General features: G+C 40.7%; 12 protein-coding genes. All 12 read left to right on the top strand.

The genetic code is table 11. The annotated features are described in order from the left end of the window. Window positions 1-16: 16 nt before the first annotated feature. The 12 genes from rsmH to E0E32_RS11485 all read left to right on the top strand — a co-directional run bounded on the left by rsmH (window position 17) and on the right by E0E32_RS11485 (window position 13,879). On the top strand, window positions 17-955 hold the full coding sequence (gene rsmH / locus E0E32_RS11430; RefSeq protein WP_066192855.1) for a 16S rRNA (cytosine(1402)-N(4))-methyltransferase RsmH: 939 nt from the start codon (window positions 17-19) through the stop codon (window positions 953-955). A 54-nt stretch (window positions 956-1,009) separates the two neighbouring features. Beyond that, window positions 1,010-1,387, top strand: coding sequence for a cell division protein FtsL (gene ftsL / locus E0E32_RS11435; protein ID WP_066192857.1), 378 nt, complete (start codon window positions 1,010-1,012; stop codon window positions 1,385-1,387). Window positions 1,388-1,420: 33 nt separating this feature from the next. Then, on the top strand, window positions 1,421-3,619 hold the full coding sequence (locus E0E32_RS11440) for a penicillin-binding protein (RefSeq protein WP_286171888.1): 2,199 nt from the start codon (window positions 1,421-1,423) through the stop codon (window positions 3,617-3,619). A gap of 86 nt (window positions 3,620-3,705) precedes the next feature. Continuing rightward, a complete protein-coding gene (locus tag E0E32_RS11445; RefSeq protein ID WP_130859808.1) occupies window positions 3,706-5,631 on the top strand; it encodes a stage V sporulation protein D in 1,926 nt (641 codons plus the stop codon). Window positions 5,632-5,787: 156 nt separating this feature from the next. Then, window positions 5,788-7,251 (top strand): UDP-N-acetylmuramoyl-L-alanyl-D-glutamate--2,6-diaminopimelate ligase, encoded by a 1,464-nt coding sequence (locus E0E32_RS11450; RefSeq protein WP_066192863.1) that lies wholly within the window; start codon window positions 5,788-5,790, stop codon window positions 7,249-7,251. Window positions 7,252-7,323: 72 nt separating this feature from the next. Continuing rightward, window positions 7,324-8,310 carry a phospho-N-acetylmuramoyl-pentapeptide-transferase gene (gene mraY / locus E0E32_RS11455; protein WP_066192865.1) on the top strand — a complete coding sequence of 329 codons (987 nt, stop codon included), beginning with the start codon at window positions 7,324-7,326 and terminating at the stop codon, window positions 8,308-8,310. After that, window positions 8,307-9,653 carry a UDP-N-acetylmuramoyl-L-alanine--D-glutamate ligase gene (gene murD, locus E0E32_RS11460; protein WP_066192866.1) on the top strand — a complete coding sequence of 449 codons (1,347 nt, stop codon included), beginning with the start codon at window positions 8,307-8,309 and terminating at the stop codon, window positions 9,651-9,653. Before mraY ends, murD begins: the two co-directional genes overlap by 4 nt. An 89-nt stretch (window positions 9,654-9,742) precedes the next feature. Next, complete coding sequence (gene spoVE, locus E0E32_RS11465) at window positions 9,743-10,846, top strand: stage V sporulation protein E (protein ID WP_066192869.1); 1,104 nt, start codon at window positions 9,743-9,745, stop codon at window positions 10,844-10,846. Between the two features lie 463 nt (window positions 10,847-11,309). Then, window positions 11,310-12,095, top strand: a complete 786-nt coding sequence (locus E0E32_RS11470; protein ID WP_130859809.1) for a cell division protein FtsQ/DivIB — start codon at window positions 11,310-11,312, stop codon at window positions 12,093-12,095. Further along, a complete protein-coding gene (locus E0E32_RS11475) occupies window positions 12,085-12,774 on the top strand; it encodes a DUF881 domain-containing protein (RefSeq protein WP_130859810.1) in 690 nt (229 codons plus the stop codon). Before E0E32_RS11470 ends, E0E32_RS11475 begins: the two co-directional genes overlap by 11 nt. A gap of 5 nt (window positions 12,775-12,779) precedes the next feature. After that, entirely contained in the window at window positions 12,780-13,508 is a 729-nt protein-coding gene (locus tag E0E32_RS11480) for a DUF881 domain-containing protein (protein ID WP_130859811.1), read from the top strand. Continuing rightward, complete coding sequence (locus E0E32_RS11485; protein WP_066192876.1) at window positions 13,508-13,879, top strand: small basic family protein; 372 nt, start codon at window positions 13,508-13,510, stop codon at window positions 13,877-13,879. The genes E0E32_RS11480 and E0E32_RS11485 overlap by 1 nt, the downstream gene beginning before the upstream one ends. The last annotated feature ends 39 nt before the right edge of the window (window positions 13,880-13,918 follow it).

Raw genomic sequence — 13,918 nt, forward strand, 5'->3', positions numbered from 1 at the left:
AGAAAGAGGTGACGGAATGTTCGAACATTATACGGTATTAAGGCAAGCTACGGTTGACAATTTACATATTAATCCAGATGGTATCTATGTGGATTGTACATTGGGAGGGGGCGGACACGCTCAATTCCTATTGCAACACTTGAACAAAACAGGTCATTTGTTTGCCTTTGATCAAGATCAGACAGCCATTGAAGCAGCCAAAGAGCGTTTAAAAACATATGATGGACAAGTCACCTTCATTAAACAAAACTTTCGTTACTTACAAGAAGAGCTAGCCAAACATAATATAAATAAAGTCGATGGAGTAGTGTTTGATCTAGGTGTATCCTCTCCGCAATTTGACAGAGGAGAAAGAGGATTTAGTTATCAACACGATGCACCATTAGACATGAGAATGGATCAAGATCATCGTTTAACGGCCTTTCAAGTGGTAAACGAATGGTCTTATGAACAATTGGTATCTATTTTCTTTAAATATGGGGAAGAGAAATTTTCAAAACAAATAGCGAGAAAGATAGAAGCAGAAAGACAGAAAAAAGCTATAAATACCACGTTTGAACTGGTTGATCTCATTAAAGAGGCGATACCAGCTCCGGCTAGGCGAAAAGGTGGGCATCCAGCTAAGCGAATATTCCAAGCAATTCGTATAGCGGTGAATGATGAATTACAGGTTTTTGAAGATGCCCTTGAACAAGCGGGTGAACTGATTGCAGTGAATGGTCGTATTGCGGTGATTACATTTCATTCCCTTGAAGACCGTATCTGTAAACAAACGTTTAAAAAGTGGAGTACCCCGCCAGAATTACCGAGAAATATCCCAGTACTGCCAAGTGAATATCAACCAGCCTTCCAATTAATCAACAAAAAACCAATTATAGCAACGGAAGCAGAACTGGCGGAAAACAGGCGGTCCAAGTCAGCTAAATTAAGAGTCATTGAAAGAGTAAAAGAATAATGACTAATTTTTATAACAACCTCTATCAGTTAAGTAAGGAAAGGTGGCAAAAGAATGAGTAGTCAACACGCTAAAGATCTTAGATATGACAGTGTAAGTCAGCCGGTAAGGCAGCCTAAGATTGTACGGAAGAAGGTAAAAGTACAGAAACGCTGGGTCACTCGCGGCGAAAAAATTATGTATGCTGCATGTGCCGCTATTTTCCTGAGTATGTCGGCTTATATCGTTTCGTATAGTTCAACCTTAGACCAGCTCAACCGGGAAGTAGAGACATTAAACACGCAAGTGGAACAACAAAATGTAGTGAATACGAATCTATCTTATGAAGTAAAAGAATTAAGTCAGCCAGAGCGTATTATTGAAAATGCTAAAGCAAATGGTTTGAAAATTCAGAATACCAAAGTTAAGCAAGCAAATGAATTAGTAGATTAGGTGTTGATGATGAAAAATAAGGTGACACAAATCATGCCAACGATCTGGATTATCCTTTTTGCTTTACTCTTCACCATTATTTTGGGGCGATTTCTCTATATCCAAGTATCAGGGGAAGCGTCTGGTGTCGATATACAACAACTGGCTGATGAAAAACGAACCAATCATTATACGATTCCAGCAGAAAGAGGCACGATATATGATCGTACCGGTATGCCGTTGGCGCAAGAACATACGGTGTATCGTTTATATGCTGTGTTAGACGAAGGTCAAACAAGTAATCCAGAATCGCCATTGCATGTAACAGATGTGGACAAGACGGCAGCAGGATTAGCTCCTATTCTGGGAATGGAAGAAGCTGAAATAGCAGAGAGTTTGAATGCAGGTATTGAAAATGGTCAGTTCCAAGTGGAATTCGGTGCTCAAGCTAGGGAATTAAATCAAGAACAGAAAGAGGCCGTAGAAGAACTAGAACTGCCAGGGATTCATTTTCTTGAAGAACCGATTCGTTTTTATCCTAACGGCATGTTTGCTTCTCGCACAATTGGTTTAACGGATAAACAAGAATCCAATATTGTTGGAATTAATGGCATTGAAGGGCTGATGAATGATGATTTAACTGGTGTGGATGGAAGTCTTTCTTACCAGCGAGACCAGTTCAATATGAAGCTGCTTAACCCTAAAGAAGTAATTAATGAACCAGATAACGGAGACAGTGTCGTGTTGACGCTGGATCAAAAAATACAAACATTACTTGAGGATGCTTTGTCAGAAGTTACCGAACAATACAACCCAGCCAATGTGTCGGCTGTGGTTATGAATCCTAAAACAGGAGAGGTATTAGGCTTAGGTAACCGCCCAAGCTATAATCCGAATGATATGAATGAAGTATCTAATTGGTACAACGATGTAATCTCCACACCATTTGAACCAGGTTCGACGATGAAGATTTTCACCTTGGCAGCAGCTATAGATGCTGGGGTGTGGAACCCTGACGAGGAATATAAGTCTGGAACTTATAAGGCAACCGATAATACGGACTCTATTGGCGATCACAATGGTGGGCGTGGTTGGGGAACGATTTCTTTCTTAGAAGGGATTCAACGATCTTCCAACGTGGCAGCGGCCAAGTTAAGTTATGAAAAGCTGGGCAAGGAACGATTCTATGATTATTTCCAATCATTTGATTTGGATAAAGAAACTGAAATCGATCTACCCAGTGAAGTAGCAGGTAGTCTCGTGGAAGGTGGGCCAATCGAACAGGTCACCACCTCATTTGGTCAAGGAAGCACGGCAACCCCGATACAAATAATGAAAGCAGCCACCGCGATAGCTAATGGCGGACAGATGATGAAGCCGTATGTAATTAGTAAGGTAGTGGATGGTGATACAAGTGAAGTACTGGCCGAGCAACAGCCAGAAGTGGTAAAAGAACCGATATCGGCAGAAGCAGCAAGTGAGACGTTAAGTATATTAGAAACGGTTATTTCTTCTGAAAACGGCACAGGACACAATATTTATAACCTAGATGGTTATACCGTTGCGGGTAAAACGGGAACAGCGCAAATACCCGATTCAGAGTCGGGAGGCTATAAAACAGGAAAGGAGAACCACGTGTTTTCTTTTATTGGTATGGCCCCTGCTGAGGATCCTGAATTGATGATTTATGTCTCTGTAAAAGAGCCAGAATTAGAAGATACGGAGACAGGTTCTGCACCGGTATCTTTTATTTTCAAAAACGTAATGGAGAATGGCTTGCGTTATTTAAACATTCGACCTGATAAAGAGTCAGATCAACCAATAGAGGCCATTGATATGCCTGCCTGGGAAGGTAAGCAAACAAATGCGGTAGTGGAAGAGTTAGAGCAAGCAGGTGTAGCACCTGTTGTGATTGGTGATGGCGAGCAAGTAGATAAAGTAAATATTGCAGAAGGCGACAAAATTTCTTCTAGACAGACTGTGTTCATTGTGACTGATCAGCCACAGATGCCAGATATGCAGGGATGGTCATTTAGAGATGTTCTTATGCTTAGAGACTTTTTGGACTTGGATGTGGAATGGATCGGCAGCGGTTATGTGGTGAAGCAAAGTATTGAGCCTGGGACACCATTAAATGAACAAGGTTATGTCATGCTCGAATTAGAAGAGCCAAGCGGAGAACCGTCTGATCCAGAAGAGGAAGAAGAAACAGAGGAAACGGAAGAGACAGAGGATGCAGAAGAGGAAGGATAGTAGGTGATAAGACACAGTGTTCTATTCCTGCTTAAGTCATCATATATTGGGACAAATAGTTTCTAAGAGTAAAAAGGAGATTTGCTATGAAACGAATGACCAATATTCAGGTGCAGCGCAGAATAGTGACTGTGTTTCTTTTTGCATTTTGTGTGATGTTAGTGATTTTTATTCGATTAGGATATGTACAATTTGCCTTGTCTGATTTTTTAGGTGCGCAAGCAGAAGAACTTTGGAGCCGTGATATTGTGTTTGAACCGGAACGTGGTAAAATTGTTGATAGTAATGAAGAGGTATTGGCTGAAAATGTCTCCGCTCCAACGGTAATGGTCGTACCTAGACAAATTAACAATCCAGAACAAACAGCCGAGCTATTAGCAAAGGCATTGTCAATGAGCAAGGAAAAAGTAATGGAATACCTGCAACAAAATGAACGCATTGTTATTTTAAAGCCAGAGGGTCGAAAGATTTCAGAAGAAAAAGCACAGGCGGTACAAGCCTTACATTTAGACGGTGTCTATATTGCAGAGGATTCGATCAGACATTATCCTAATGGTGCTTATTTATCTCACGTATTAGGGTTCAGTGGCATTGATAATCAAGGCTTGACGGGTCTTGAATTGAGATATGATGAATTGTTAAGTGGTAAGAAGGGGAGTTTATCTTTTTATAGTGACGCAAAGGGAAAACGACTAGAGCAAAAAGCAGATAAATATACAGCACCAGTTGATGGTTTAGATTTGCAATTAACCATTGATGATCGCGTCCAAACAATTATGGAGCGTGAATTAGATATTGCAGAAGAAACATATCATCCGGATGGTGCCATAGCAATAGCGGTAAACCCTAAAGACGGTAGTATCTTAGGTATGACCTCGAGACCTAATTTTGATCCAGCAAACTATCAGGATATTGGTGCAGAAGTATATAACAGAAATTTGCCAATTTGGAGTACTTATGAACCAGGATCTACGTTTAAGATTATTACGCTGGCGGCTGCCTTAGAAGAAAACCTTGTTGACTTAGAGAATGATACTTATTATGATGACGGGGACATTGAAGTAGAAGGAGTAAAGTTACATAGTTGGAAACGCGGCGGACACGGTAAGCAGACCTTTTTGGAGGTCGTCCAAAATTCCTCTAACCCAGGCTTTGTTGTCTTAGGGCAGAAGCTAGGAAAGGAGCGTCTTTTCTCTTATATTGATCAATTTGGTTTTGGTAAAAAGACAGGTGTCGATTTACAAGGAGAGGCAAAAGGCATTCTCTTTGACTTAGATAATGTTGGTCCAATCGAGCTGGCAACGACTGCCTTTGGTCAAGGTGTATCGGTCACTCCTATTCAACAAGTGATGGCCGTATCCGCAGCTGTTAATGGTGGATATCTATATAAACCTTACGTAGCGAAATCGTTCCTTGATCCTGTTACTGGAGAGGTCGTTTCAGAGACCGAGCCCGAATTGCAGCGTCGTGTAATTGGACAAGAAACGTCCAAAAAAGTGCGTGAAGCGCTGGAATCGGTTGTTGCTTTAGGGACGGGACGGAGTGCTTACGTAGACGGTTATCGAATCGGCGGAAAAACTGGAACTGCCCAAAAGGTCGGAGAAGGGGGACGATATATGGAAAACAATCATATTGTATCTTTTATCGGGTTTGCCCCCGCAAACGACCCGGAGATTGTCGTATATGTAGCAGTGGATAACCCTAAAGATGTTGTACAGTTTGGTGGGGTTGTTGCGGCACCGATTGTAGGAACGATTATAGAAGATAGTTTGCGTGCGTTAGGAGTACCGAAACAGGAGGAAGGTTTAGAGAAAGATTATGAATGGCCGGAATCTCCTCCTGTTGAGGTTCCCGATTTAATTGGCTTGCAGAAAACGAAATTACAAGAATATTTACTATCGCTGCAAGTGGAGATTGTGGGAGAAGGTGATTATATCTTGGATCAATCACCTAAAGCAGGAACAAGAGTAGCAGAAGGAAGCAAAGTTCGGTTAGTATTAGGAGATCAATAGCAAAATATAAATGCTTTTGTTATAATGTTCTGGTTGTCTATCGATAGATAAATCGATAAAATAGAGATAATGTTTAAGATGAGAGACGTAAAAAACAGATGACGTGATTAGCTTCGTCAAAAATAGCTCATCCTTAAAATGGGAAGGTGAATAATGATGTATGCAACTGACTTGATAAAACAATTACCCGATTATACGTGTGAAGCAGAAATAGCTAATATTGAAATAAAACAAATGGAGATGGATCATCGATTGTTAGAAGAAGATTCTATGTTTGTTTGTATTGCTGGTTACACGGTGGATGGGCATCAATTTGCAGCAGCAGCGGTAGAAAACGGTGCTCGAATTATCATAGCTGAGAAACCTGTGGCAGTAGATGTGCCAGTAGTAATGGTTCCTGACAGCAAACGTGCTTTGGCGCTGTTGGCTAATGTGTTTTATCGGCATCCTTCCCGTCAATTACAGGTGATTGGTGTGACAGGCACCAACGGCAAGACATCTGTCACCCATATCATTAATGAGATCCATCGACACGTTCAAAAACGAACAGCAATGATTGGCACGATTGAAATGGTCATTGATGAGGAAGTGTTTCCAGTCAAGAATACAACGCCTGATGCCTTGTTTTTGCAAAAGAATCTTGCGGCAATGGTAGATAAGGATATTGAAACGGCGACGATGGAAATTTCCTCGCATGCCTTAGATTTAGGCAGAGTGCACGGGCTAGATGTGGATATTGCTGTATTTACTAATCTAAGTCAGGATCACCTCGATTATCACGAAACAATGGAGAAGTATTTATTTGCAAAAAGCCTATTATTTGCGCAGCTGGGCAATTCTCTCGCAGACGACCGGCGCAAGTATGCCATTATCAATAACGATGACGGTCATGCCGATTTCTTAAAAAGGGCAACCGCTCAACCGCTTATCACCTATGGCGTCAAAAAAGAAGCGACCTTTTGTGCCTGCAACGTTGAATTAAAGGCAAGTGGCGTGTCATTTATCATGAAGACACCGAAAGGAGATCTACTGATTGACAGTCCCTTAATGGGAATGTTTAGCGTCTATAACCTGCTTGCTGCAGCGGCCGCGGCCTATGCATCTGGGATTGATTTGGAATCGATACAGACCGTTTTGAATCAAACATCTGGAGTGAAGGGGCGTTTTCAACCAGTAGAACATGCTGGCCGCTTTGGTGTAATCGTGGATTATGCACATACGTCTGATTCATTAGAGAATGTATTAACCACGATTAAACGATTCTGTGAAGGAAATATCTATGTCATAGTAGGTTGTGGTGGTGATCGTGACCGAGCCAAACGCCCTTTAATGGCGCAAGTAGCATGTCGATATGCAGACCAAGCAATCTTCACGTCTGATAATCCGCGATCTGAAGCACCAGAAGCGATTATCGATGATATGGTGGATGATCTTCCTTTTGTCAATTATCAGATAGTAGTGGATCGTGAACAAGCGATTAAACAAGCAATAGAACAAGCGGAGGAACACGATGTGGTGCTCATTGCTGGCAAAGGACATGAAACCTATCAGATTGTCGGAGAGGAAGTGCGTCACTTTGACGATGAGGCGATAGCGAAGAAGTATCTACCGCAACGATAAGCCTCACTGCACATATGAATCCATGAATGAACAGCGCCATTTTTGTTAATCAAGATAGGAGAGAATATAGAAATGAACCAACTAACCTTTTTCATAACGATAGCTATTGCCTTTTTAATTACCGTGCTTCTTTCTCCAATTATTATTCCCTTTCTAAGAAGGTTGAAATTCGGACAAAGTATTCGAGAAGAAGGACCAAAATCACATCAAAAGAAGACAGGAACACCTACAATGGGCGGTGTTCTGATTATTTTAAGTATTACCATTACCAGTCTGATTGTGGTATTACGAGCAAACGGTGGCTCATTGGACTATGAGATCATTTTACTATTATTAGTTTTAATAGGCTTTGGCCTGTTGGGCTTCTTAGACGATTTTATCAAAGTTGTCTTAAAAAGAAATTTAGGGTTGACCTCCAAACAAAAACTGCTAGGGCAAATCGTGATTGCGGTCATCTTTTATATCGTGTTATTGCAGCAAGATTTCCCAAGTACGATTGTTATCCCTGCAACGTCGTTTTCTATTGATTTAGGGTGGTTTTACCCCATCTTCTTGATTGTCATGTTGGTAGGTGCCTCTAATGCAGTGAACTTGACCGATGGCTTGGATGGATTATTAGCGGGTACGGCAGCCGTTGCCTTTGGGGCTTTTGCGATTTTGGCTTGGTATGATACACCAAATACGACAATCACCTTGTTTAGCCTGGCGGTTGTTGGAGCGCTCTTAGGTTTTCTCGTGTTTAATGCCCATCCTGCTAAGGTGTTTATGGGGGATACAGGGTCATTGGCCCTTGGCGGTGCGATAGCTGCCATTGCCATTTTGCTCAAATTAGAAATTATTTTAGTAATTATCGGCGGTGTATTTGTCATTGAAACCTTATCCGTGATTATTCAAGTCATTTCGTTCAAAACCAGAGGGAAACGGGTCTTTTTGATGAGCCCCTTGCATCACCATTATGAATTGAAGGGCTGGTCAGAATGGCGGGTCGTTACCACGTTTTGGGCGGTAGCGGTTTTATTTGCTTTATTAGGAATCTATATTGAGGTGTTAACAACATGAGAGAACTTACGAACTTTCCATATCAGCGCGTATTAGTATTAGGTCTTGCAAAAAGTGGTACAGCGGTAACACAGCTGCTTGTCCGTAACCAAATAGAGGTGAAGGTCAATGACTTAAAAACACCTGAGGACGACGATAATGTCCGTTTATTACGAGAGCAAGGTATACAGGTTGAACTAGGGAGGCATCCCTTATCGTTGTTAGAGCAAGTGGATGTTGTCATCAAAAATCCAGGTATTCCTTATGAAAACCCCATTGTAGAAGAGGCAGTGGCGCGAGAGATTCCTGTCATTACCGAAATGGAGCTTATTCCTTATTTTGGTGTAGAAGAGATTGTCGCTATTACTGGTTCGAATGGAAAAACAACGACAACGACGCTTATCTATCAAATATATCAAGCTGCCCAGCGTGAGACGGCCTTGGCAGGTAATATTGGTCACGTTGCTTCAGAAGTAGCGGAACAAATGACGGATCAGCAGACCATGATTGTGGAATTGTCCTCTTTTCAATTGTTAGGAATTGAAGTATTCAAACCGAAAGTGGCAGTGTTATTAAATATTTTCGCTGCACATTTGGATTATCATCATACATTGGAAAATTACCAGCAGGCAAAGGCAAATATCACTAAAAACCAGTTGCCAACGGATTACCTTGTCTATAATGCGGATGATGCGACCGTATCCAGTATGATTAAAACATCCCAGGCCCAGTTAATTCCTTTTAGCAGCCATAAAGTAGTGAAAAATGGCGCCTACGTGGAGGGAGGAGTTATTTGTTTTCAGGAGACACAGGTGATGGATTTGCGCGATCTCGTTCTAGTAGGAGAGCATAATCTGGAGAATGTACTTGCCGCTGTTTGTGTGGCAAAAATTGATGGCATATCGAATCATGCCATTCAAGAAGTGTTGACTAGTTTTACCGGGGTAGCGCACCGATTGCAATTTGTCAAAGAACTAGCTGGAAGAAGGTTTTACAACGATTCAAAGGCCACCAATATCCTGGCAACCAGCAAGGCCTTATCTGCCTTTCAACAGCCGGTTATCTTACTAGCAGGAGGGCTTGACCGTGGCAATGCATTTGATGAATTAATCCCCTTTATGACACAGGTGAAAGGGCTTGTTTTGTTTGGGGAAACCGGTGAAAAGCTACAACGATTAGGTGAGGAAATGGGGGTTCCTGATATTATCATGGTAGATGACATGCCCTCAGCCGTACAGAAATCTTATCAGTTATCAGAAGCAGGAGACGTTATTCTATTATCACCTGCCTGTGCAAGTTGGGATCAATATAAGACCTTTGAAGAAAGAGGTAACATGTTTGTAGATGCTGTGCATAAGTTATAATAGGGGCTTGTCTATTATAATGTGCATGGAGAAAATATAGGTCATCCAAAGGCCCCTAATCTTAGTTGAAAAAAGATGGGGGTTTTTGAATGTTTCAAAATCAAAAGCAGCATAAACCAGATTATTGGTTGATCACCATTGTCCTTGCGATTTTATTATTCGGGACGATCATGGTATATAGTGCTTCTTCAATTTGGGCGGAATATAAATTTGATGATTCGTTTTATTTTTTAAAGCGGCAGTTATTATTTGCTGGTGTTGGTGTAGCAGCAATGTTGATCGTTTCGAATATTCCTTATTACCAATGGATTAGACAACGGAAGTGGCTGCTAGTGTTGTGTCTCGTTCTATTGGTTGCCGTTTTGATTCCTGGTATTGGTATGGTGAGAGGTGGAGCGCGAAGTTGGATTGGGGTTGGTGCTTTTAGCATTCAGCCAGCTGAATTTATTAAATTAGGGATGATCTTGTTCTTAAGTGGTTATTTAGTACACCATCAGGACAAAATTACAGCATTCAAAAAAGGTTTTCTCCCTCCCTTATTGTTGTCATTAGGTGTCTTTTTGATCATTATGCTCCAACCAGATTTAGGCACAGGAATGGTTTTCTTATTAACCTGTTTTTTGCTGATATTTGTGGCAGGAGGCAGATGGAGTCATTTTCTTTTTCTGGTTGGCTTTGGGGTGATTGGCTTTTTATTATTGATTATTTCTGCTCCTTATCGTGTCAATCGGATTTTGGCCTTTTTAGATCCGTGGCAGGACCCACTCGGAACTGGATTTCAAATTATCCAATCCTTGTATGCGATTGGTCCTGGCGGGTTATTAGGTGTTGGCTGGGGCAACAGCCTACAAAAATATTTCTACTTACCGGAGCCGCATAATGATTTTATTTTTGCCATTATTGCCGAAGAGCTTGGTTTTATTGGAGGAGGTTTTGTCTTACTGTTATTTTTCCTGTTTGCTTGGCGCGGTATTTTAACTGCGATCCACGCCCCTGATTTATATGCCAAATTGTTAGCGGTTGGTATCGTAGGTATGATTATGATCCAGGTGATGATTAATATTAGCGTGGTAATCGGCCTGATCCCGGTAACAGGTATTACTTTACCGTTCTTAAGCTATGGTGGTTCTTCGCTTACCCTTATCCTATGCTCTGTCGGAATCCTGATCAATATTAGTAAATATCGCCAATAAAGAAGCTTGTTCTCATAAACGGTGAGAAATATAAACTTACATACGAATTCTATACACCGGAGCAATCGTCCATAATCTATTTCCTTCCAGAGTACATTTGACGCTTTTTGCGTTTGATTGTTAGGGATCAATTCGTTTCTACCTACTCTTTGCATAGTTACGAAGAACCGTGCACGTTTTGAATTTTTTAATTCTAATGGCGTATTTCGTTCCGGAAGTATTTTTAAAAATTTCCAACCTAAACGATATAACGCATTTTATTAGAGGAATGATATCTATCCGCTTGCGTCTGTGATATAATGTTGTTACTAGATTTAGCCTCAAAGAAAATCTGTTTTGACCAGGTAATGAAGTCCGGGAGAGCCATTCTTAGCAAGGCTCTATACAGGCGCTTGCCCCATGAAAAAGACTAGTTCTTTATCCAATGAGTATGCAACCATATTTAGAGAAGGAAGTTAGTGTAATGGCACAAAAAAGAGTAGTTTCCATTGAAGATCGTATTCCAAAATTGAAGCATGAACGAAGAAAAAAAGCCAATCGTAAACTTGTGATGTACCTGCTTCTATTCTTTCTATTAATCTTTATCGTGATCTATTTGCAGTCACCTTTAAGTTATGTGCGCCATATTGATGTGACAGGCTTGCAATGGTTAGCAGAAGAAGATATTATCGAGCAAAGCGAAATAGAAACAGATGCTAATTTTTGGAGTGTGAAATCGTCACGAATAGAAGAAAATATTAGGAATAATCCACAGGTGAAGGAAGTAAATGTAAGCAAATCTTTTCCAAGTACCATTCATATTGATGTGAGTGAACTAAGTCATGTTGCTTATATTAGTGTGGAAGGAGTATTACATCCCTTATTGGAAAATGGCGATATGCTGCAGGAAGTGGATTGGAGTGATATAAATGGCGAGGTGCCAATTATTACAGATTTCGATAATGATGCCTACTTGAAAGAGTTATCGGAAGAGTTAGCACAACTATCCGGTTATGTAACGGCATTGATTTCCGAAGTGCAGTGGACACCTACAGAATCCAACCCATACACAATCAAGCTGTATATGACAGATGGAAATGTAGTGGAATCGACGCTGCGAAATTTTGCTGAAATCTTCGATACCTATCCATCTATTGCAGGGCAATTAGATCCAGATAATGAGGGGGTTATCAAAATGGACGAGGGTGGAGCCGTATTTACACCATATGATACAGGAGAAGAAGAGGAAGCAGAAGAAAATGAAACGTAATCAATTTTTATATGCTTGTATGTTACTCATATTAGGCTTTTTGCTCGCTTCAAACTACACATTCACCAATGCTACAAGTAGGGACAGCAGCCAAGAGAATCCCTCCAATTGGGAGGAGGAATTTCAATACAAGCAAGAATTAATAGAAATGGAAGAAACGAACAAACAGCTACGGACAGAACTTAATGAGTTACGTCATGATGTACGATCCATGGAGGAAGAACTTGGAACAGAAGCGGATCTTATCAAAGATTTAGCGAATACCAAAAATAAGCTGCAAAAATTAACAGGAGATTTCCCCATCTATGGCGAAGGATTAACTATCACCCTTCGCGATGCAGCGTATATCCCAGCTGAACATCATGCTAACCAATATATTGTTCATGACCGGCACATTCATCAAGTCATAAACGAACTATTTAGTGCTGGTGCCAAGGCATTAGCTATTAATGGTCAACGCATTTACCGAAATAGTTATATTTCTTGTGTTGGCCCGGTTATATCGGTAGATGGCAATCCTTACCCAGCACCATTTGAGATTACTGCTATTGGTGATCAACGCATACTGAATACAAGTTTGGAGATTCAAGATGGTGTTATAGATAGGTTGGTTCAAGATAATATTGAAGTAACGGTTGAGAAGCAATCGAGAATTGAAATGGAAGTAAAGGATATGTGACCATAATGAAAAGTAGATTATCTCGTCAAACCATCTTGTTTAGTTTTGTATGTTTATTAATTGGTTTCCTGGTGTCTACGTTGTTTCATACCCATCAAGATCCAGAAAGCAGCCGTGACACGAGAGACACTTGGGAGGTTAGAACCGCCTTACTAGAAGAACAGGAAATCCAGCAGAAATTATATAAAGAAATAGCGGAAGAAGAGCAAGTATTGAACGAATATCAAAGTCAATCCGAGCACCAACAAGTCGTACTGCTTAAAGAAACCATTGCCCAATTACAGGAAGAGGCAGGTTTAACAGAGCAGACTGGATTGGGCGTGGAGATCACGTTAGAACCAATGTTCTTAGATGAAGATGAGCAATCCTATCCAAAACTAACTGCTGAATTGCTACAACATCTTATTAATCAGTTAAATGCAGCGGGGGCAACAGACATGGCAGTACAAGATCAACGCATTATTAATCTTAGCCCTGTCAGAGATGTGAACGGGAGTATCTATATTAATAATGGCTCAATCGGTGATCTACCCTACACATTGCGGGTTTTAGCAGAAGATAGTGAACAACTAATTAGACAGATTGTATCAGATGAAGTGAATAATTATTTTGCTTTAGAGAATGTAGCTATTCATATCACAGAGCCTCAACGTGTTACTTTGCCATCATATGATGATCCCATTGATTTAACAGGTATTCATACAATGGATCAGGAAGAAGCGGAGGAAGAATGATGTGGCTGCCGCTACTATTTTTGATTATAGGATTAAGCTTAGGCTTTTTGGCTAACATACCTATTCCCGCACAGTATGCCGATTATTTATCTATTGCCGTTTTAGCAGCATTAGATACACTGTTTGGTGGAGTGAGGGCACAACTGGAAGCTAAATTTGATCAACGTAATTTTGTTTTTGGTTTCTTTCTTAATGTCAGTATTGCTGCATTATTGGTCTTCTTAGGTACACAATGGGGAATGGATTTATATTTAGCCGCTATTGCTGCCTTCGGTGTGCGATTATTTCATAATGCAGCTCGTATTCGAAAAGTGTTACTCGATAACTATCAGCAACGCAAAGAAAACAAGAGTACAAACAACAAAAAATGAGTCTTTTCGCCTAAAAAATTATATGAAAAGGCACAGAAA

It is taken from the genome of Gracilibacillus phocaeensis, from assembly GCF_900626275.1.
GTDB lineage: Bacteria > Bacillota > Bacilli > Bacillales > Amphibacillaceae > Gracilibacillus > Gracilibacillus timonensis.